This is a genomic window from Candidatus Chromulinivorax destructor, assembly GCF_003366055.1.
GTDB lineage: Bacteria > Babelota > Babeliae > Babelales > Chromulinivoraceae > Chromulinivorax > Chromulinivorax destructor.
Genome location: NZ_CP025544.1, coordinates 919,307 through 939,376 on the forward strand (window position 1 = coordinate 919,307; position 20,070 = coordinate 939,376).

Here is a 20,070-nt window from a genome sequence, read left to right on the forward strand (position 1 = left end):
CCGCTATAAATTTTAGCCTGTTTTATCTATATCCAGATATGACAGGCTAATTTTATTGACTATTTGAAACGTTTTAATGTATCGTTGATAAGGTGCATCGTGTGTATTGTATAAATTTACGTAAGGTTATTGGTATGAAAAGTTTAAAAATATCGGCTTTGTTTTTTATGATGATATGGAGCTTTTTGTATGATTCAATCTATGGAGCAGAAAAAACATTCAAATTATCAGATAATAAGTTTGTTATTGCTCAACAAAATAAGCCATTTTATGAGGTAAGTCCTTTATCGTTAGAGGCGGTAGAAAAAGAAGCACAAAGATCTCAAGAAATTCAAGATATTATAATTCATTTTCCATGGGTTGAAGAGGGTTTTAATCTGTTAAGAAACCAAGAAGTTGCAATTGAATCTTTTTATGAAACCTTTGATAGGCTACTTGTTATCGACTTGCTTGATAGTCAAAATAGAGTAATTGGTCGTCAAGGCCTTGCTTATAAAGATGTCATGCAGAAAGTTATTCAAGAGTTATTTGATGCTATGAAAGAGCCTTTTATTAATACATTATTTGATGCTTTAGGAACTTATCAAAATGAATCGTATTTTAATTGGGCTACTTTACATTACATGTATCATCATCCTAATCAGATGTATGATACAATATTTCATTATGTTCTCAAATATAAAGATAGGTATTTACAAGATGAGCTTAATCAATGGTTTGATGAGTTGCTTAATAATCCTATAATATATCAAACAATAGACTTTCAAACACTATATAAATTTGTATTTTTGCTAAATGCTTCTATAGATAAACAGATAATAAACCACTCTGATGATCAAGGGTTAACATTTTTAGATTATGCAATAATGGATAATAATGTAGCGTGTGTAAAATATCTATTACAAAATGGAGCTCAAGTTCTTGAAAAAGATGGATTTACGAACGTTTTGCATATCGCTGTTTTGCATGGCTATCAAGAAATTGTGTATCAGTTACTGTTGAGTAATCCTCATATTGTTAATAGTTTAGATGCTCAGCAAAAAACGTCTTTACATCTTGCAGCTGGGTATGGTTTTTATAATATTGCAAATATATTGCTTAAAAATGGTGCAAATCCAAATATATCTTCAGATGATGATGGTGTAGAAACACCACTTTTAAGTGCAATACAAAATAATCCTGTTTCAATTAAGATGATAGAGTTGCTTTTGGATTCTGGTGCAAAAATAAATAATCGTGTTGATCATCAAGGAATTTCTCTTTTGGGTTATGCTATAAATTACCCTGAAATTGTAAAATTATTATTACAAAGTGGCGCAGATGCAAATCTTCCTGATCTGGATGAAGATGGCTTAATTAAAATACCTTTATTGCATAAAGCTGTTCTTAATCAAAATGTGTCGGTTATGAGAATATTATTAGATTATCGTGCTGATATTAATGCATTAGGTGGGATTACTGGTGGAACAGCTCTTCATGAAGCCGTTGAACTTTGTAGCTTGAAAATAGTAGATTTTTTATTGCAATATGATGCAGATAAAAATATTTTAGATGATCAAGGTGTGACACCATATGAACTAGCAAAATATAAATTAGATGATCTGCATAAAGATTTAGATAAAGCTCGTAAGATGAAATCTTCTAGTCAAGTAATTACTCAAGTAGAAGATGAAATTAAAGAAATTTTAGCCATTATAGATCGGTTATCATAAAAAAAGGGACTTTCTAATGAAAGTCCCTTTTTTATGTATGTTTATTTATACTTGAATTTTATGTTTGCCTAATTCAGTTTTTAGCTGAGATGCGCTTTGCCCTTGAATAAGCACTGATGTCATACCAATTGTTTTAGCGCCTTGTACGTGTTTCTTTTCTGTATCAATTACTAAACATTCTTTTGGGTTAACATTACAATGACAAACTAATGCGCTGTAATATCCATCATTAGGTTTTAGTTGTTGTAATTTGTTTGAGAAAATACAATTTTTGGTATCAATTGATAATTGAGTTTGTAACAATTTAATTAAAAATGGTTCAGACTCTTTATCCCAGTTTCCAATAATACGAACCGTATATTGACTGCTTTGTAATAATTTTTGAATCATTTTAGCAACATCTTTTTTTACCAGCTGGGTACCAACGAAAGTTTTTGGTGTTACCATCATCGTTGCAATGTTTTTATAAATTGTTTTTTCAATGTTTGATAATGAGCTTTTTGTCAGGTGGTTAAAAATAGTAGTTTTGACCGTACTATTTGTCTGTAAGCCAAGTAACCAATCACATAATATTGGTGGCATAACAAGATCTTCATTATACGTTTGTTGATCAGATTGCGCAGGGCAATTTTTTAATGATTTAAAGTAATCTGCTTTGTTTGGAGTTTTTCCCATGTAGGTTGTGTATTTCGTGCTATCCCAAATTCCAACTTCTTTTGTTGCAGCTTTGGTGCAGGTTTCGAGCAATAAATTAACATCAACAAAGATGTTTGTAATTTTTGCATCAAGGTTATACGAAAGAGATAAGAATAAAAGAGCAGCTATTTTGTTTTTCATAAACATTATTTCCTTAGATAAAATATACAATATACAAGAACTGGTTGTCAGCTCATATTGTAATATACAATTAATAGACCATAGAATTTCTAGAAAAAATTTAATTTTTTTTACATCAACATTAATATTTTAGCTAATAAAGCTTATTTTAGACTGCTTTTACAATTTTATGATAAAAAAGCAGCAACATAAAATTGTTGATGCTTACGCTTGACCTGTTGGAATGTGTAATTCGCGAGCTGTATTGTGATGTAAAATTCCATAAAGAACAAGCTCGTTACGAACATGAGCTAAATCAAAATTAGAGCATAAAATTGTTTTAGATATACCAGCTGCTTGTGCTCCATCTAAATTATCTTGTTTATCATCAATAAATACACAATCACTTGGTTGTAAATTATACTGTTGAGACAAATAAGTAAAGATTTGAGCATCAGGTTTTTCATAAGGAGTCAGAGAGCTAATAACAATATCATCAAAAAAGCTAAACAAGGAAGCAATTTCTGGTTCTTGTTTAATGCTTTCATAACGGGCAACTGACATATTAGATAAAACAAAAAGCTTATGTCCTGCAGCTTTGCATGCTTTTAAAAGAGCAAGTGTTTCTAAAAAATTAATAACAAGCATTGATGAAGTTGATTCAGGGTTGCGGGCTAGTTGTTCTGCATTTTTTTAATTAAAAGAACGCCGCTTAAATCAAAAATGATAGATTGCGTACGTTGTTTTTGCACCGGAGCATGGGAATTACTGCTAATAGTTTTTTTCATCATGAGCTATCTTTCTTTACAAGGTAGAGGCTTCATGCTTTTTTTATTATGTGCAGAAGCGATATTTAAATTTAAATTTTATAAAACTTTAATTTATATTAGTATATCATAAAAATAGTAGATTTATTTTGAATTTATAAAATCAGTTCAATAGTAAGGATAGATCGATGTTAGATAAATCAAAAATAGTTGCAGCCTTGCAAGGAGCATCTAAAGATCTTTTTGTTGGATTTATCCAAGAAGTCGATATTGTTAGTAAGGTTTGGGAAAAAATAGCTACTGATGATACGTTTTTAGCAAAAGTTCATGCTCGTAAACAGCCTATTTTGGTTCCATTGTGGAAAGGGTTGCTTGGTATAGTTTTTGACATTACACTGCAGACATCAAACTATTCAGTTCTTTCTGTTGATGGTTCTCAAATATATTATGATAAACATCAAGGGCCACCATGCTTTTTAATTAATATTGGTTTTATTCAATTGCGTTATGGCCTTTCTGGTAAAGCCGTTGCGTATGGTTCTCATCCTATTTTAACAACACAGCTAGGCGCTGAAAATGATTATGGTTCACCAGATTTTGTAAACATGCAGCGAGAATCTCATGAATTTATAGCAGCTTTTGAGCAGATGAAGCAACTACAAACTGAACTTGGATCACATGATTCAGTTTGTTTATTTGATGGATCCCTTATATTTTTTCATCTTGATACCAAAGACATGGAATTAAAAGAACAATTTTTAGATGAATATTGTCAGGTTCTACAAAAGTTTCATGATCACAATATGCTGGTAGCAGGGTACATGAGTTTGCCTCGGACAAAAGAGCTTGTTAATTTATGTAAATTAGAATTAGCTCAGTTTGATGCTGCAACACTTGAGCATACTTCATTAATAGACCGTCTTACTGACGTTGATATTGTAGATTTATATCTTAAAAAAGGTCAACGATCAATAATTTTTAAGAGCTTAGCGTCAATTAGTTATTTATATCCAGAAAATTTAAAACCTTATTTTTGTTATCTGCATGTAGGGAGCGAAATAGTTCGTCTTGAGTTTCCTGCATGGATTGCTTTATCAGATGAGTTAGTTAATAAAGTGTGTTCAATTGCATTTGACCAAGCTCAAAAAGGGCATGGCTATCCAGTTTGTTTATTTGAAGCCCATGAACAGGCTGTTATTAAGTCAATTGATCGTGAATTTTTTTATCGAATGATCGAAAAATTAAGTCAAAAACAAGCGAAAAGTTATCTGATTTCTCAAAAAAGTATAAAAAAACAGCAACCAATATTGTAGTGATCTTACTTACGATTTTAGGCTGTGTGAACCAAATGTACATGTGGATAAAAACCTACGATATCGCTGCGCTCATCTCCGGAAATAGTGGCGGCGGCCACGTTACGCTTTTTTAGTTTTGAAAGGCCCACAGGCAAGTAAATTCCCGAATTTTTCATAGGAAACGTAGAGCAAAACTGCCTCGTAAAAATTTGGTTCACAGTATCTAAGTTTTTTAATAAAAATTTTTATAGAGCATGTTAGCCTATGGTTTTTACAAAACTTCCGGAATGTTCAAGCCTGTGTGCCTGATGTATCTTCCTATGGGATTTGTATTTCAATCTTTTTTACATTGAAAAAGCGATTTGCGGCCGCCGCCGTCACGTTTTCGGAGATTTTGTGATAACAAAATCGTAGGTCTATTTTATTTTGTAAAACCTATAAGCGTAAAATTTTTGTTGTATGAGCTAAACTATACTTTTTTGTTGAGTTTGGTACCTTTGAACAAATTTATAATTCTTTGGTTGTCTATCATAAGGTATGATCATGAAAAAAATATGTATGAGTCTTGTTTGTATGTTTTCTATGTTGCAGCTGTCTGCAAGTCAAGATAATTCTATAGTCTCAACAATGGTATTTACGACTTCTGTTGCTTTTATTGCATGGATACAGCAGCCTGTATGGGTAAAGCAGTTAGCAGCAAGTATAGAAAAAACATTTGAAAACAATGATACAATAATGAACGTTGAGCAACTAAACGTAGATGATACTGATAAAACCCTCTTAACCAGTCAAGATCAAGAAATTGAAATGGATGCTGTACCTCATCAACAAAAAAGTGATGATGAAAGTCAAAATTATTTATCGAATCATTGTGCTGGTGATGATGCTTGTTTGAATTTTAAAAATCAAAATTATCTTGATTATGATGAAGAAGTACATTCTTTATTATCATCGTCAATGGTATATGTTACGCCTTCACATTATTCTGAAGATATTCGCTCATAAGCTTATTATTAAGAATATATTGTTTATTTGTCATGTTTGTTATATAAAATTCAATAGTAATAACTCATAATCTATTTTTTATTACTATTGAATTTTATTTTGGAAGAAATATGATAGTAGCCGGAGTAGGGATCTTATTATAAAAAGGATTAAAGTCATGAGAAAAATGCTGTTTTGTTTGTTGAGTACATGTTGTTTTTCTGGTCTATTTGCTGCGCCAAGCCCAGCAGCGACTAATTTGATTGGGCAAAAAGAAGTAATGGCTGCATGTGCAGTTAGCTTTTTATGTAAGCATCCTGATCAACCATTAACTATCAATAATTTATTAGCTGATAAACCAACATTAGCGCGTACCGTATCAGGAATTATTGCAGCGACTGATAATTTATCATTGCATACAAATGAGCAACAGCTTATTCATCTTTTAGCCCCAGAAGATTGTCCTGTTCCAACAAGTCCAAAAGTAAAAAGAAAAAAAATAATGATTGCTCCTGCAGATTGCCCTGTTAAAAATACTCCGCCACCATCTCCAAAAAATAAAAGAAGTAAAATTGGACCAGATCCTGTAGAAATAGCATCAGGTAAAATCAATAGACTTCATCGTCAATGGAAAAACAGATGGAGCAGCGACGGTGATTTACAAGCAATGGTTGATCAATCAATACACCATAATGATTCTCCGGTAAGAAAAAGAGCGACTTCAAGTTCTCATTAAAGACGTTATAAAGATATAAAAAAGAAGGAGCCTGTTGTATAAAAAGACAGGCTCCTTCTTTTTTGTTTAAAATAGTATTGCTGCATTGTGTAATTCAGGTAGACTTACTTATGAAAGTTTTTTTAAATAAAATTCAAAGCTGGTAATAAAAATTGCCAGCTTTTTTATTCTCATAAGGTTTTTTTTATGAACAAAACAGTATTCTTTGTATATGTCATATTGTACACAACTGCGCTTGTAGCTAAAATTGATATTCCTGTACAAAATAATTTAGAGATTATTTCGTTTGATTATCAAGCAGCTGATTTTAATGACGATGATACTATCCCGACTGAAGAAGAGGTTGATTCAATTCTTGAGCCTAGCATAGTAGAACATAGTGAACGATATGAAACTCAAGAGGTCATTGGGCAAGGAGAAGGTCCAGATGCTTTGAATCCTGTCAATCCTAACTCATTAAATAGGTCGAGAGCAGGTTCTTTTACGGATCAAATAGCTACGTATCATAATCAAACAGTTCATCAAAATCCTATTGTCATATTTCAAGATCAAGAAGATGAAGAAATGGAAGTAGAGGATAGTTGTTATCATAGGTATGTTTCTGAGCAAGAAGACTATCTTGATTTACATGGCCGCTACCAAAACGATGAAAGTAATGAAGAAAATGAAATAGGGTGGGACTATAGTAATTACTATAATTCCAACCATAGTGATCTGCGTGGATAAAGTTATAATAACGTTATGAAGAGGGGGAATGTACATTCCCCCTTATTTTTTTAGCCTAAGAATTTTTTGAAAAATGAACTGATAAATCCATCTTCGCTTTTGGTTTCTGTACCAACTGCATCAGAATAGTTTTTTAAGAGTTCTTTTGCTTGATCATTCAGCTTTTTTGGAATTTGGCATTGAGTAATAATTACTAAGTTACCAGATCCAACGCCGCGTAATTTTGCAAATCCTTTGCCATGAATAATAATTTTTTCACCAACTGGGCATGCTTTTGGAATTTTGATCGATTCTTGTGTTCCATCAATCAACTCAACATTAATTTGGCATCCAAAAACAAGTTGCGGATATGTTAACATAACGGTGCAAACAAGATTATCATCTTCACGGGTAAATTTCTTATCAGGTTGAATGATAATATGTAAGAATAGGTCACCACTTGGTCCACCATATACACCAGCATCACCTTTACCTGGAACACGAACGTCTGCATTATGGAATATTCCTTTAGGAATAGAAACCGTAACCATTTCTTGCTCTTTACGACGAGATTGACCTTGGCAATCTGTGCACGGAGTTTTAATTTTAAAACCTTGGCCTTGGCAATCTCTGCATGGTTGTGCAAATGAAAAGAAACCTTGTTGTACTTGCACTTGGCCGTATCCATGACATTTTTGGCACGAAACAATATCAGATTTGTTTTTAGCGCCTTGACCTTTACAGGTCGTACAGACAAAATAGTGAGAGTAAGAAATCTCTTTTTTAACGCCAAGGTATGCTTCTTTTAAGGTAATAGAGACATCTTTTTGCAAGTCTCTACCTTTTTGAGGAGCTGGTCCGGATGGTTGCTGGCTGCGAGATGATCGTTGACCTTGACCATTAAACATATTGTTAAATAAGTCATTAAAGATATCAAAATCCATGCCGCCGCCATGACCATGGCCACCGCCTTGTTGCATGTTTTCGTACGTGTCATGACCAAATTGATCATACTTTTTACGTTTTTCAGTATCAGAAAGTACTTCGTATGCAGCTGCAGCTTCTTTAAACTTAGCTTCAGCTTCTTTGTTGTCTGGGTTTCTGTCTGGATGATATTTGAGTGCAAGCTTATGGTATGCTTTTTTGAGTTCTGCTGTTGTTGCAGTTTTCTCAACACCTAGAATTTTATAATAATCTTTTTTGCTCATATATATTCATTATTTAATTTAAAATGTTGATATTATATTAGATTTTTTAGGTACATAGTTAAAACATTCTATACTCAACTGACTAAAAATAAGCTGCAATTATGTCAGAAAAATTATTATAAAACAATTTTCTGTATGTTTTTATAAAAGTTCTGGAGATCAGTATGATGTGTATATTTGATACATTTTTTACTATATACCAAAATTGTATCGTACATGTCAGAAACTATATTTTTGCACATATTACATAACGATATTGCAAGCTTTTGTTTTTAATATTGTTTGTATAGTCTAGGTTGTGTGAGCCAAATTTACACTTTAAAGTTTTACCCTACGTTTTCGATGAAAACTCCGGGAGCTTGCTGGCCGGTGGGCTGATACACTATTTCTTTATATAAAAAGCGTAACGTGGCCGCCGCCATCCATTTTCCGGAGATGAGCGAAGCGATATCGTAGGATTGCACGCTATTTTTTAATTTGGTTTACATAGCCTAAGACTATTTTAGCATAATTTTTGGATATTTTGATTATCTATTTTTATTTTAATATACCACAAAAAGATAGATTTTAAAAATCAGCTCTTTTTGTGGTATGTCATGTATCTAGATTTCAAGTTTTCCTGGTCGATAGTAACCATACGAATCACTTGTTGGAGCAAGCCATGAAGAAGGCATAGAAAAAGGGGCTTCAATATATTTAGGAATCGGCGGGCAGTCACCTAAGTATTGCAATACACTCATATGAAAGTCGTCATAACTTTGCACGCCAGAACTTTGTGAACGAACAAGTGTTACTTTTCCTGAGCGCTCAATAACCATCACAATAATACTATCACGTACAGGTATTTGATCTTTCTTTAAGATATATTTTTCAGGGTATGAGTTCCATGCATTTTTATGCATAGTTCCTACTTGATTCATATAACTTGCACGTTTTAATCCCATAGCATTATCATGTTCAGCATTTCCATCGCTTGAAAATTCTGCATTACCTTTTCGCACAAATTCAGAGAATCCTTTTTGCATGTTAAGATCTTGCAATGAAAATTTTTTCTTTTGCGGAATAACATTTTCAGCAACATCTTTATTTAATTCTAGCTTTGACTGGTTGATTTTTCCTACTTCAATGGGGCGATGTTTTTTTGAAGCAACTCTTGGTAACGGTTGTTCAGCTATTTTTTTTGCTAGTGCCAATACAGCCATTTCGGGTTGTTTTTTTGATGGGATTATACCAGTTTCTTGCAATCGATTAAACTCTTGTAGAGGTTCTACTTTTTTTGATCAACTTCTTGCATGGTGATATTTTTGTCTCCTGAAATTTCAGGAGTATCTTGTATAGCTTGCTCCACAATTTCTTGTGTTTGAGCAGAAGTATCATCCATATCAGTAATTTGAGCTGCACTGACTTTTGCTTGAATGGTAACATCAGCTAAAGGTTGATCTTCAATTGTTGTTAAGTCTGTTAAACCTTTTTTAAATTCATCCGTTAATGCTTTGGTTGCAACATCTAAAGTTTTATCTTGCGGAGTTATTTCAGCAAGGTCATCTTCATGATCTTGCGCTGTATCAGTCAAGCTTGTTTGATGTGGTGACAGATGATCGAATGATCCCTGATCGCTATTACCAGTTGTTGATCCTTGCGTTTTTTTTGCAAGTTCATACGGTTCAACTTCGTCATTGTCGTCAGACGTTGGTTGTGCAAGTTCAGGTGTATCTGTTAAAAAAATAATTTGAGTAGGATCAATCTGCGGTAGGGCAGGATCAGGTTCGGTTAATTGAGATGAGCTGGGTTTAATTGTAAGCATGATGATCACCAATAGTAAATGTAGTAGTAATGAAATATACAGCCAGATAAAATAGTATTTTGCTTCGTTTTTGTTTTCCATAAGCTCCCTTGAATATCAGAGAGTATGGAAATTTTATTTGAAAATTCATAGATTTTTATCAATTTTTATTAATTTTTCAATCGAGAAGTAATTTTTATCTTTTTTTATCAGGCAATTTTGATACAAAGTGTGTTTATTCTTGCTGCTTTTTTTTAAAAACCTCATAATTTCGTTGAACAATTTTTGGCTTGGGGTAAAAGAAATACCACACATAATTAAAAGTCGTAATAAGATATTTTGTTGTGCAACGGTGTGAGTATCTAAAAAAAGTGCAATATTAATACCTTGAGGAGTTGTCATGGTTTGCATGATTTTGCAAGTTTGTTGTTCTATAAAATCATGTGCAAGTGATAATTGCGACATCGTCGAAGTTAAATTTTTTTCAAATCGATTGTCAGTTGCATGAAGAGCTGGGATCACATGATTACGAATTCTATTTCGTAAGTACGCATCGCTTGTATTTGTTTGATCAGTATAGTAATTCAGGTTGTTTTCATGCAGATACTGCATGATTTGATTTTTTGACCAGTGCAAAAGTGGACGAATATATAAACCATCTTTTTTTTGTATGCCCGTAAGTCCTTTCAGTGAACTTCCACGAAGTAATCGAATAAAAAATGTTTCGTGTTGATCTTGTTCATGATGAGCAAGCGCTATTGCATGAGCTTGATACTGTTGCGCAACTGATTGAAAAAAATGACGACGCATAAGACGTCCAACTTCTTCTTGTGAACCGTTCCATTTTACATCAAATTCAAGCTCAGATAGTTTTTTAATGACTAAATCTACACCTAGATTGTTACACATGTTTTTGCATAGCTCTGCGGCAATTTTTGAGCTTTCTTGCCATTCATGGTCAAGGTGTGCTGCAATAATTTGTAGATTAAGTTCTTTTTTTTGTGAGCATAGCACATGAAGCAAACATACTGAATCAGGTCCGCCTGAAAGGCCAACTATGATTGTTGTATGAGGTTGAATAATAGAATTGGGATCAGGAGGTAATGGATCGCTCACGTGTCTTCTAGATAAAATAAGGGGATAATGTGTGAATTATTACTAATTTTTAATGTAACAAACTTCTTGTAAATGTAAATAAAAAATTGCATCTCAGATCTTAATTGGCTGAGATGCAATTTTTATTGAATTGAAATTGAACGAACTTTTTTATTTCGTTCAATGAGTTCTTAATTTATTTTTGTTCTGGAAGATTTGCATATATTGTATCAAATGATTTTGTTGTGTTTTCAAATCCTAATGCTTTCTCTTGCATTTTTATAATCTCTTGTTGTGTGGCTATTACTTTTGTTTTTTTAAGTAATTGTGATGTTGCATGAGTAACTAAATCATGAAGTTGCTTGTTTTGTCTTATAAGATCAGCATTTTGTTTTTGCAAAGTAGCAACGTCTTGATATGAATATTCTGTTTGAGTTGTTGCATTCAGGGTGTGAGCATTGAGTATTTTTAATTGCTTATTTTTTACAGTTTGACTGCTTGAATTGCTAACTTTTGGTGTATTATTAAGAGGTTTTTTAGCTGGTTGCATCCAGCGATACATACCATACAAAGTTGCAGCACTTGCAACTGCAATTGTTGTATACACAGCAACGTCTTGTGAATTAAGTGTATTAAAACTTGGTAATTTCCATGCGTGAGTTTGCATGCAACTATACTGAGAAAAAAAAGATAACGGTATCCATTTTTCACTGGTGTGAACAGCTTGAGTTGATAGTAAAATGATAAAAAATGTGCGCAATACAGACGATATTTTCATGGTATTTGTTCTTTTTTTGTGAAAAGTATGATTTCTATCTGTAATCATAGCAGCTGTTTGAGCAATATAAAAGATCGTTTTACAATGTTTATGGGTTGTACAATGATCTTTTTATTTAATCTTGCTTGTTATAAAAATTAGATAGTGCTATGGATATAAAATTTTTATGCAGGTACATGATTTTATTTTGATAAAATTTTTATTAATTTGTTGCGAACTGGAGCAATATCTTGAGGATTACAATGGATTGTATTCATTTCAAGATTGTCAGCAGCTTGAATGTTTTCAATGGTGTCATCGATAAAAATTGCATGTGCTGGTGTGATATTAAATTCTGTTAAGCATTTTTCAAACATAGAGCGTTCAGGCTTTAAGGTTCCAATTTTTCCTGAAATCATAATGCCATCAAACATATTTTCATCATTATGGATAAAAATTTCTGGAAATTTTTTCTGTAATAAACTAAAAGATGCTGCATCCCAGTTTGATAATACATACAGTTTATAACCAGCTTTTTTTAATTCATGTAATAATGCAACACCTGCGGGAATTGTTTTTCGTGTTTTAATAAATTTTTCTGGATTGGTCATCATAGCAGTTGTCTGGAGCAATAAATTTTTTTCAGCATCAGAAATTGCAGAATTTTTAATGTGACGATTCATTGCAAGTTGTATAGAAAGAAGACTTTGCGATGAGCATTGCCAATCGACCATAATTTGTGGCATTAAAATGCCTTGATTATATGCTTGAAACTTTGACTCAGCAGGTACGCTTTCAAGAATTTGAAAAAGACGAGCTTGTGATGGCAATTGCCAGTTCGTTGCAACATACTGCAGTATAGTTGCCATGCCGATTTCTTGAAAAGCTTGTAACTTATCAGTTGTCAGCACCACGCCATCAAGATCAAAAATAATTGCGGTATCATTGCTGGAGCTAGGAATTGTGTCAACTATTTGATTCTGCCAAATATATGAAGAGATATAGGTCATCATGGTTTGATATTCAGATATATGGTTTTCTTGAGCTTGCAATGGTGATACATAGTTTATATTAATCAGTAGTATTGCAAAAAATATAAAGTTTTTCATGAGCTTTTTCGTAAGTAAAAGTAATATAAACTAACTATAAATTTTTTTTTGGTATTCGTAAAATGCTAAATATTTTTTTATTGTAACTAGTGAAAAAATAATATGTATTTTAGGCTGTGCAAACCAAATTTAAAAGAACGATACAATCTTATGATATCGCTCCCCTCATCTTTCCAAATAGTCGCAGCAGTCGCAACTTTACCCTTTTTCATGTGAAAAAGAGCGCATCAGGGGCCAACCGGCAAGCAAACTTTCGGAGTTTTCATACAAAATGTAGGGCAAGACTCTCTTGTGAAAATTTAGTTTACTCAACCTAGAGGAATAAGTTTGAGCGCTTTATAATTGTTTCTATTTGAGTAGTGTTGTAAAAAGTACTTAATTTAAAACTAAAATTTATTTTGTATAATTTTTTCAAAATTTAAATTATTCTATTAGTCCATTACATTTTGTGAATATAAGGTACTAATATAACATCGAAAATATAAAATTATGATGACTTTGAATAAATATACTTTACTGTTGATATTGTTTCAGTTTAGTTGTGTTTACCCTATGAATTTAGGGCATATTATTAATTGCCATGTGTATAATGGTGATAAAAAATATACTGATATTGTTAAAAATTCTGAAAATGGTGTTATAAGTGCAGTAAATATGCATCACAGAAAAACAATATTTCCAGAAACAATGAGAAAAAATAGTTTAGAAAAGGACTTGTTATATACTTGGCAGCGCGGTGAAGTATTAGCTGAAACACCTACTATAAAATATATACGTCGCCCATATTCAAATCTTGTTATTGGTATGGCAAAAAATTCATCAGGCAATATTGTGACTGCTTATCCTGTTTTGAAATATATCCCATTAAGTTTCATGCATGGTGCTAATAAAGATTTGCCAATATATATTGCAACTGTTTACGATGAAAATAACAAGAAAGCAAAGAATGTATCCAGTAAGGTTAGTGAAATTGAGAAAATATGCCCGCAAGGAGTCCTTGTTGGGTTTCGCTGGACAACAGATAATGAGGGAATTGGAGTTATGGATATTTCATCATATTATACAAACGAAATATTTTCAGGAATTGAAAATGAGCGAGGTTCAATTTTAGTAGAAGTTGAATGTATACTTATAAAAGAAAATTTAGTTGAGATAAAAAAAGCGCCTTGAAATTCAAGGCGCTTTTTATGTACTCATTAATTATATAATCAAGATTTAGATATCAAGATTTTTAACGAATTTACCATTTTCTTCGATAAACTGTTTTCTACCAAGAACGCTATCACCCATCAAGTTACTAAACCAAGCGTCAGCTTCTAAGCCGTCTTCGATTTTAACTTGTAAGAATAAACGAGTTTCTGGATCCATAGCAGTTTCCCACAATTGTTCAGGGTTCATCTCCCCAAGACCTTTGTATCGTTGAATATACATGTATGGTTTGCTTAATTGACCAATAGCATACCCCATGCGCAAGATACCTTGATCTTCGATGCCCTTTTCTCTGTTGCCAAGGAACAGTACCCATCTATTTTTTTCAAGCATAAATAATGGGCTCATCGTTGCAACAAGTTCAACTACTTTTTCTGAAGTAAAGAATTCAAGTGGCAGCGTCCATGAAATATTTGATTTAGTAAAAATCAGAGATTTTTCTAAACCGTCTACTTTTTTGTATTCAGTTTCTACTTCATCTTCTTGAATGATTTCATGTTCTGTATGCTTGATGTCATGTTGAATAACATTTTGCACAGGCGCCATATCAGGTGCTTGTAACGTAATTGCAAAATCAGGGAAGAATGGTTGTAGTTGAGCAATAAGTTTTTCTGAATTATCAAGTTCAATATTCTGTTCTTGATGCATGAATAGTGCTAATTGATGGCAATGTTTGTATTCAAGGTTAAAGTTAACGCTGATTGCATGATTTTTAGTTTCATATACTAAGACATCATCTAAAAGTTTATGCAGATCAGTTGGGCTTTCTGTTTTATTAACAAAAGCTAATGAAACGTTATTTTTAGCCCAATCAAAAACAAAAGTTTTTAAACTGTTATCATCACTTAAATACTGAGATTGTTTGCCAATTTTAACTTTATACAATGGTGGTTGCGCAATGTATAAGTAACCTTGTTCAATTAATGGGCGCATGTAACGGAAGAAGAATGTTAATAATAGTGTGCGAATGTGTGATCCGTCAACGTCAGCATCGGTCATTAAAATGATTTTATGATAACGAGCTTTGGTATGATTGAATTCTTCTTGGTTTTCGATGCCACAACCAACAGCAGAAATTAAAGCTTTAATCTCTTCGTTGATTAACATTTTATCAAGACGAGCTTTTTCTACGTTTAAAATTTTACCTTTTAATGGCAAAATTGCTTGTGTGAATCGATCACGCGCTTGTTTTGCAGATCCGCCCGCTGAATCTCCCTCAACGATGAATAGTTCAGATAATGCAGGGTCTTCATTTGAACAATCTGCTAATTTACCTGGTAAAATTGTGCTTTCTAGGGCAGTTTTACGACGAGTTAAATCACGAGCACGTTTAGCTGCATCGCGAGCACGACGAGCCATTTCAGCTTTGAGTAAAATCTTTTTAGCTATTGCAGGATTTTCTTCAAAGAACGTATCAAGTGCACCAAATGCCCATGAATCAACAATACCTTTTACTTCGCTGTTACCAAGTTTTGTTTTTGTTTGGCCTTCAAATTGAGGTTCTGGGGCTTTTAAACTGATAACAACAACAAGACCTTCACGAACGTCTTCGCTGGAAAAACTATCACCGCTTTTAATCATGTTCATAGCAAGAGCACGTTTGTTACATGCTTTTGTGAGTGCAGATTTAAAACCACTGACGTGCGTTCCGCCTTCAACGGTATTAATGTTGTTAACAAATGAGAAAATCTGTTCTTTAAAGCCGTCGTTGTATTGTACTGCTGCTTCAAGAATATATTTTTCATCTTCTTTATAGATGTAAATAATTTCAGAAAATAAAGGATCTTTTTTATCGTTAATTGATTGTACAAAAGAGACAATACCACCTTCAAAAAGGAATACGTGGTTTTTATTTTGTGCTTTATCAGAAATGGCGATTTTTAAGTTTTTATTTAAAAAAGCAAGTTCACGTAGACGTACTGATAACGTATCGAAATTAAATACTGTCGTCTCTTGAAAAATTTCAGCATCTGGCGTGAAGCGTACGTAGGTTCCACGTTTTCTTGTATTTCCTGTGATTGTTAAAGAATCTTGAGGAATACCTTTTTTAAAATTCTGTTCGTACACGTGGCCATTTTGGTAAATTTCAAGATGTAAATCACTTGATAAAGCGTTTACAACAGAAATACCTACGCCATGAAGACCACCAGAAAATTTGTATGAATCTTTATCGAATTTTCCACCAGCATGCAGTTTTGTTAAAACAACTTCAGCTGCAGAAATGCCTTCGGTTGGATGAATATCAGTTGGAATACCACGACCGTTATCTTCAACTGAGCATGAACCATCAACATGTAAAACAATTTTAATGTCACTACAGTGACCGCCAAGTGCTTCGTCAACTGAGTTATCAACGACTTCATAAACAAGATGATGAAGACCGCCTATGCCGGTGTTTCCGATATACATGGCAGGGCGTTTACGAACTGCTTCCAGTCCTTCCATGATTCGAATCGAACTGGCATTATAATTTTTTAATGCATCGTCTTTGTTTGAAGGATTGTTTGCCACAGGTAACTCCGGAAAATGGTGTTTGATTTTTTAAATTCACAATATTATATAAATATCGAAAGACTTTTTTGGTAACTATAATAAATTACCCCTACATTTTTATAAAAACTCCAAAAATTCTGATTTGAACGAGACTTATCAGTTTTATACGACATAAAATCTTGCACTATCATGTTTTAGGAGACGACCATAGTGGTGTGGTAGGTTATTATAGATGCTTTATTGTAACACGTTGGTGTTATATTATTTGTATGTTTATTTTACATCATTTCAATATAGTATACAGTATTAACTTAGTTTAATTTATAAAACAATATTTTTCCAATACTTTATACATGATTAATGGTAAAAGGTTTTTTTGTGAGTGATGATATAAAAAACTTTAAATTTGATGATTTTGGTATGAAGCATGCGCTCAAGCAAGCTGGTAAAGCTTTTGCATGTGATGAAGTACCTATTGGTGCTGTTATTTTGAATAAAGATGGAAAAATCATAGCACGTGCTTATAATCAGGTAGAAAAAAAACATACGCAATTAGCCCATGCCGAGCTACAAGTTTTGCATAAAGTTACGAAAAAATTAGAACGCTGGCGTTTAAATGATTGCACCTTGTATGTCACATTGCAGCCATGTATTATGTGTATGGGGGCGTTAATTCTTTCTCGTATTGGTCGAATTGTATATGCAGCAAACTCGCCATTATTTGGGTGTAATGTTGACAAATATGAATGGTTTGGGATATACAAAGATTCTTTACCACTTATTGAATTTCAAGAAAAAATGAATCGATAAACTTATTAAAAAAATTTTTTAAAACGCAAAGGAGCCTGAAGCATGTTAGCTCAGAGCCAGTTAGATAAAATTAAAAGCGAGTTACTTATAAGAAAAAAAGAGCTTGAAATTGAGCTTGATCGATTATCAAAAGAACCGGTATCTGATAATCAATCACAAGATGATGGCGATCAAGCAGTATCTTCGACGCTTGAAACATTACGCAATTCTATTCAAAATGCTGAATACGTAGAATTCGTTATGATTGAAGCTGCACTGCGATCAATTGAAGATGGTCGTTATGGCATTTGCCAAGATTGCGAACAAGAGATATCTGAAAAAAGATTAAAATATTATCCAAATGCACAACGTTGTTTGACATGCCAAGAGGCTGCAGAAATTACTGCATTTTAAATAATAATCTATAACTATAAAAAAATAGATTTAAATACATACAATTTTGGTATACTAAATAAGTGATAATAAACAGCAGCAATTTTTAATGTTTTTTAATATATTGAATGCATGCTACTGATCTAAAAAATCATCACATTATTATCAATAATATGTAGTTAAAAAAACTGTAACCAGTTGTAGTAAAAAATGAATTTTTATCTTTGTTTGCCTATTATTTTTAGCAATATTGATTTTTGACTTTTGTATAAATCCACTATAAAATAAGTATTAAAATATTAAGATTATTTTGAATACTGAAAACTTAAAAGAAAGGCTTTGTGCTCATGACAATAGCTTCAACAGCAAAAACAGCGACGACTTCTGCTAAGCCTCGTCCATCTGCATCAAAAAAAACTGTAAAAAATGCACCAATTGCAAGTGGTACCGGACGTAGAAAAAGTGCTGTTGCACGAGTTTGGCTACGTAAGGGCAAAGGCACTATGTTGATTAACGGCAGAGATTTTAACGAATATTTCACTGTATTAAGTGCTAATGAAGAAGGAAGAAGTTCTTTTGAACGTTTCCAAATCACAGAAGGCATTTTAGCAGATGTAAACGTTAAAGGTGGCGGTTACACAGCTCAAGCTTCAGCAGTTAAGCTTGGTGTTGCTCGTGCATTACTTATGCTTGACGAAACATTACGTCCAGAATTACGTAAACTAGGCTTCTTGACAGTTGATGCGCGTGAAAAAGAGCGTAAAAAACCAGGTCAAAAAGGTGCTCGTGCGAAGTTCCAATTTACAAAAAGATAGAATCTATCGATTTATATCGAAAAAAGCGTTATCACTGTTTGGTGGTAACGCTTTTTTATTTTAAGAGACAATTTATTCTATATTTTTACGTTTAAGAGTTTTATGTCTAAAAAAAATATTTTCACATTCATTTTGATATTTTCGTATATTGCAGATCATGACAATCTTGTTGCAAGTGATAACCAAGATAGTATCTTCAATGATTTTACAAAAAATTTAGGTAATTTATCCTATGAAGAAATTTCTGTTATTGCAGTTACTGCAGGTATAAGTATGTATGCAGGTTGTTATGCACGTCATCATTTGTATCATAAATCTTGTGTTCATGATGTAATACATGAAGAAAGTGAATGCAGTGGCAGTGAGTTATTATCAAGTGAATGCTTATTTACATTTGATAAACATGCTTTTGGAAAATTATCTGAAGATGGGAGCCAAGATAGTTTACCTGATTTACAGGTTATTCCTGGATGTGAGGAGCTTGATGATTTATATGAATGGACGAATGCTATGAAAAATCAAAAAATTGATTCTCCAAAATCGTGTCGAGTCATACCGCCGGTAAGATATTCTCATAATGAAAGTGATGGAAATAAATCTTCATGCCAAACGATGAAGCCATTTTTTAAATAACTTATAGGGTATAAGGAGATAGATTTTCTTCTACCTGTTAGTAATTTTATAGATTAGTAATTATCCATCATTGAATGACGACGGACTTGCTGTTTTGATGGCATATGAGTGTGTGTTAGAACAAAAAAAAATAAAAATGTACACGATGAAATGACAGAAATAATAATTCGGTCTTTTATTTTACGCCGCACAAAAAATCCTTCTATGTGAAAAGTAATATATTAATTATTCTCATATTGTATTTTTATTGTCTCTTTTTACCGTCAAAATGTCAATTTTATGCATGGAGTTATTTTCTAAGCTCTGTGAACCAAATTTTCATGTGCACAAAAACCTACGATATCGCTTCGCTTATCTCCGGAAACAGTGGTGGCGGCGACCAATTTACGCTTTTTTATGTAAATAAATAGTGCATGAGGCCCACCGGCCAGCAAATTCCCGGAGTTTTCATAGAAAACGTAGGGTAAATCTTTAGAGTAAAAATTTGGTTTACAAAACTTAGGTGGTGTCAACTAAATTTACATCTGCATAAACATCTATGATATCGCTTCGCTCATCTCCTGAGGTTTAGTTGTTCATAAAACTGAAAATTTTCAGAATTTTATAAAAAATAAAGGTACCACCAGTTGTGGTTAGATTTCACTATGTTAAAATGATTATAAGATATAAGTTGTTAGCAGCTCATATTATTGTAATGTAGCTCCTTTTTTTGCGGCAGGTCTTTTTTAAGGCCTGCCGTTTGTTATTCTAAGCTGTGTGAACAGAATTTTA

19 protein-coding genes are annotated in these 20,070 nt (G+C 32.8%); 10 read left to right on the forward strand and 9 right to left on the reverse strand.

Features of this window, described 5'->3' with window-relative positions:
- Window positions 1-134 precede the first annotated feature (134 nt).
- The gene (locus C0J27_RS04525; RefSeq protein ID WP_115585985.1) at window positions 135-1,712 is read left to right on the forward strand and encodes an ankyrin repeat domain-containing protein; all 1,578 of its coding nucleotides are present in this window, start codon (window positions 135-137) and stop codon (window positions 1,710-1,712) included.
- A gap of 45 nt (window positions 1,713-1,757) precedes the next feature.
- Here C0J27_RS04525 and C0J27_RS04530 read toward each other — a convergent pair whose 3' ends face one another.
- Window positions 1,758-2,549: an HAD family hydrolase gene (locus C0J27_RS04530; protein ID WP_115585986.1), complete on the reverse strand. Its 792-nt coding sequence runs from the start codon at window positions 2,547-2,549 to the stop codon at window positions 1,758-1,760.
- A 204-nt stretch (window positions 2,550-2,753) separates the two neighbouring features.
- Window positions 2,754-3,176, reverse strand: coding sequence for an HAD-IA family hydrolase (locus tag C0J27_RS04535; protein ID WP_115585987.1), 423 nt, complete (start codon window positions 3,174-3,176; stop codon window positions 2,754-2,756).
- A 307-nt stretch (window positions 3,177-3,483) separates the two neighbouring features.
- On the opposite strand from C0J27_RS04535, the gene C0J27_RS04540 reads away from it, so the two are divergent.
- The 4 genes from C0J27_RS04540 (at window position 3,484) to C0J27_RS04555 (ending at window position 7,036) form a co-directional block, all read left to right on the forward strand.
- The gene (locus C0J27_RS04540; RefSeq protein WP_115585988.1) at window positions 3,484-4,608 is read left to right on the forward strand and encodes a DNA double-strand break repair nuclease NurA; all 1,125 of its coding nucleotides are present in this window, start codon (window positions 3,484-3,486) and stop codon (window positions 4,606-4,608) included.
- Between the two features lie 525 nt (window positions 4,609-5,133).
- Entirely contained in the window at window positions 5,134-5,595 is a 462-nt protein-coding gene (locus C0J27_RS04545; RefSeq protein WP_115585989.1) for a hypothetical protein, read from the forward strand.
- Between the two features lie 157 nt (window positions 5,596-5,752).
- On the forward strand, window positions 5,753-6,310 hold the full coding sequence (locus tag C0J27_RS04550; RefSeq protein ID WP_115585990.1) for a hypothetical protein: 558 nt from the start codon (window positions 5,753-5,755) through the stop codon (window positions 6,308-6,310).
- Window positions 6,311-6,496: 186 nt separating this feature from the next.
- Window positions 6,497-7,036, forward strand: coding sequence for a hypothetical protein (locus tag C0J27_RS04555; RefSeq protein ID WP_115585991.1), 540 nt, complete (start codon window positions 6,497-6,499; stop codon window positions 7,034-7,036).
- A 50-nt stretch (window positions 7,037-7,086) separates the two neighbouring features.
- On the opposite strand, the gene dnaJ is transcribed toward C0J27_RS04555, so the two are convergent.
- The 6 genes from dnaJ to C0J27_RS04585 all read right to left on the reverse strand — a co-directional run bounded on the left by dnaJ (window position 7,087) and on the right by C0J27_RS04585 (window position 12,967).
- Entirely contained in the window at window positions 7,087-8,223 is a 1,137-nt protein-coding gene (gene dnaJ / locus C0J27_RS04560) for a molecular chaperone DnaJ (RefSeq protein WP_115585992.1), read from the reverse strand.
- 602 nt (window positions 8,224-8,825) lie between these two features.
- Window positions 8,826-9,425: a hypothetical protein gene (locus C0J27_RS04565; RefSeq protein ID WP_162801805.1), complete on the reverse strand. Its 600-nt coding sequence runs from the start codon at window positions 9,423-9,425 to the stop codon at window positions 8,826-8,828.
- A gap of 65 nt (window positions 9,426-9,490) precedes the next feature.
- On the reverse strand, window positions 9,491-10,027 hold the full coding sequence (locus tag C0J27_RS04570; RefSeq protein WP_162801806.1) for a hypothetical protein: 537 nt from the start codon (window positions 10,025-10,027) through the stop codon (window positions 9,491-9,493).
- A gap of 126 nt (window positions 10,028-10,153) precedes the next feature.
- Window positions 10,154-11,122 carry a tRNA lysidine(34) synthetase TilS gene (tilS, locus tag C0J27_RS04575; RefSeq protein ID WP_162801807.1) on the reverse strand — a complete coding sequence of 323 codons (969 nt, stop codon included), beginning with the start codon at window positions 11,120-11,122 and terminating at the stop codon, window positions 10,154-10,156.
- Window positions 11,123-11,297: 175 nt separating this feature from the next.
- Entirely contained in the window at window positions 11,298-11,879 is a 582-nt protein-coding gene (locus C0J27_RS04580) for a hypothetical protein (RefSeq protein WP_115585996.1), read from the reverse strand.
- Window positions 11,880-12,061: 182 nt separating this feature from the next.
- On the reverse strand, window positions 12,062-12,967 hold the full coding sequence (locus C0J27_RS04585; protein ID WP_115585997.1) for an HAD-IA family hydrolase: 906 nt from the start codon (window positions 12,965-12,967) through the stop codon (window positions 12,062-12,064).
- 552 nt (window positions 12,968-13,519) lie between these two features.
- Here C0J27_RS04585 and C0J27_RS04590 point away from each other — a divergent pair.
- Window positions 13,520-14,137, forward strand: coding sequence for a hypothetical protein (locus C0J27_RS04590; protein WP_162801808.1), 618 nt, complete (start codon window positions 13,520-13,522; stop codon window positions 14,135-14,137).
- Between the two features lie 45 nt (window positions 14,138-14,182).
- Here C0J27_RS04590 and gyrB read toward each other — a convergent pair whose 3' ends face one another.
- Window positions 14,183-16,687, reverse strand: coding sequence for a DNA topoisomerase (ATP-hydrolyzing) subunit B (gene gyrB / locus C0J27_RS04595; RefSeq protein ID WP_252120569.1), 2,505 nt, complete (start codon window positions 16,685-16,687; stop codon window positions 14,183-14,185).
- A 360-nt stretch (window positions 16,688-17,047) separates the two neighbouring features.
- On the opposite strand from gyrB, the gene C0J27_RS04600 reads away from it, so the two are divergent.
- The 4 genes from C0J27_RS04600 to C0J27_RS04615 all read left to right on the forward strand — a co-directional run bounded on the left by C0J27_RS04600 (window position 17,048) and on the right by C0J27_RS04615 (window position 19,299).
- Window positions 17,048-17,479: a nucleoside deaminase gene (locus C0J27_RS04600; protein WP_252120570.1), complete on the forward strand. Its 432-nt coding sequence runs from the start codon at window positions 17,048-17,050 to the stop codon at window positions 17,477-17,479.
- 42 nt (window positions 17,480-17,521) lie between these two features.
- A complete protein-coding gene (locus C0J27_RS04605) occupies window positions 17,522-17,872 on the forward strand; it encodes a TraR/DksA family transcriptional regulator (protein ID WP_115586000.1) in 351 nt (116 codons plus the stop codon).
- A gap of 326 nt (window positions 17,873-18,198) precedes the next feature.
- On the forward strand, window positions 18,199-18,666 hold the full coding sequence (gene rpsI, locus C0J27_RS04610) for a 30S ribosomal protein S9 (RefSeq protein ID WP_115586001.1): 468 nt from the start codon (window positions 18,199-18,201) through the stop codon (window positions 18,664-18,666).
- 102 nt (window positions 18,667-18,768) lie between these two features.
- Window positions 18,769-19,299 carry a hypothetical protein gene (locus C0J27_RS04615; RefSeq protein WP_115586002.1) on the forward strand — a complete coding sequence of 177 codons (531 nt, stop codon included), beginning with the start codon at window positions 18,769-18,771 and terminating at the stop codon, window positions 19,297-19,299.
- Window positions 19,300-20,070: the final 771 nt, after the last annotated feature.

What these genes read in the sequence shown, in the direction of transcription:
- C0J27_RS04525 (WP_115585985.1), top strand. Translation starts at nt 135, where the DNA reads ATGAAAAGTTTAAAAATATCGGCTTTGTTTTTTATGATGATATGGAGC.
- C0J27_RS04530 (WP_115585986.1), bottom strand. Translation starts at nt 2,549, where the DNA reads ATGAAAAACAAAATAGCTGCTCTTTTATTCTTATCTCTTTCGTATAAC.
- C0J27_RS04535 (WP_115585987.1), bottom strand. Translation starts at nt 3,176, where the DNA reads ATGCTTGTTATTAATTTTTTAGAAACACTTGCTCTTTTAAAAGCATGC.
- C0J27_RS04540 (WP_115585988.1), top strand. Translation starts at nt 3,484, where the DNA reads ATGTTAGATAAATCAAAAATAGTTGCAGCCTTGCAAGGAGCATCTAAA.
- C0J27_RS04545 (WP_115585989.1), top strand. Translation starts at nt 5,134, where the DNA reads ATGAAAAAAATATGTATGAGTCTTGTTTGTATGTTTTCTATGTTGCAG.
- C0J27_RS04550 (WP_115585990.1), top strand. Translation starts at nt 5,753, where the DNA reads ATGAGAAAAATGCTGTTTTGTTTGTTGAGTACATGTTGTTTTTCTGGT.
- C0J27_RS04555 (WP_115585991.1), top strand. Translation starts at nt 6,497, where the DNA reads ATGAACAAAACAGTATTCTTTGTATATGTCATATTGTACACAACTGCG.
- dnaJ (WP_115585992.1), bottom strand. Translation starts at nt 8,223, where the DNA reads ATGAGCAAAAAAGATTATTATAAAATTCTAGGTGTTGAGAAAACTGCA.
- C0J27_RS04565 (WP_162801805.1), bottom strand. Translation starts at nt 9,425, where the DNA reads ATGGCTGTATTGGCACTAGCAAAAAAAATAGCTGAACAACCGTTACCA.
- C0J27_RS04570 (WP_162801806.1), bottom strand. Translation starts at nt 10,027, where the DNA reads ATGCTTACAATTAAACCCAGCTCATCTCAATTAACCGAACCTGATCCT.
- C0J27_RS04580 (WP_115585996.1), bottom strand. Translation starts at nt 11,879, where the DNA reads ATGAAAATATCGTCTGTATTGCGCACATTTTTTATCATTTTACTATCA.
- C0J27_RS04585 (WP_115585997.1), bottom strand. Translation starts at nt 12,967, where the DNA reads ATGAAAAACTTTATATTTTTTGCAATACTACTGATTAATATAAACTAT.
- C0J27_RS04590 (WP_162801808.1), top strand. Translation starts at nt 13,520, where the DNA reads ATGAATTTAGGGCATATTATTAATTGCCATGTGTATAATGGTGATAAA.
- C0J27_RS04605 (WP_115586000.1), top strand. Translation starts at nt 17,522, where the DNA reads ATGTTAGCTCAGAGCCAGTTAGATAAAATTAAAAGCGAGTTACTTATA.
- rpsI (WP_115586001.1), top strand. Translation starts at nt 18,199, where the DNA reads ATGACAATAGCTTCAACAGCAAAAACAGCGACGACTTCTGCTAAGCCT.
- C0J27_RS04615 (WP_115586002.1), top strand. Translation starts at nt 18,769, where the DNA reads ATGTCTAAAAAAAATATTTTCACATTCATTTTGATATTTTCGTATATT.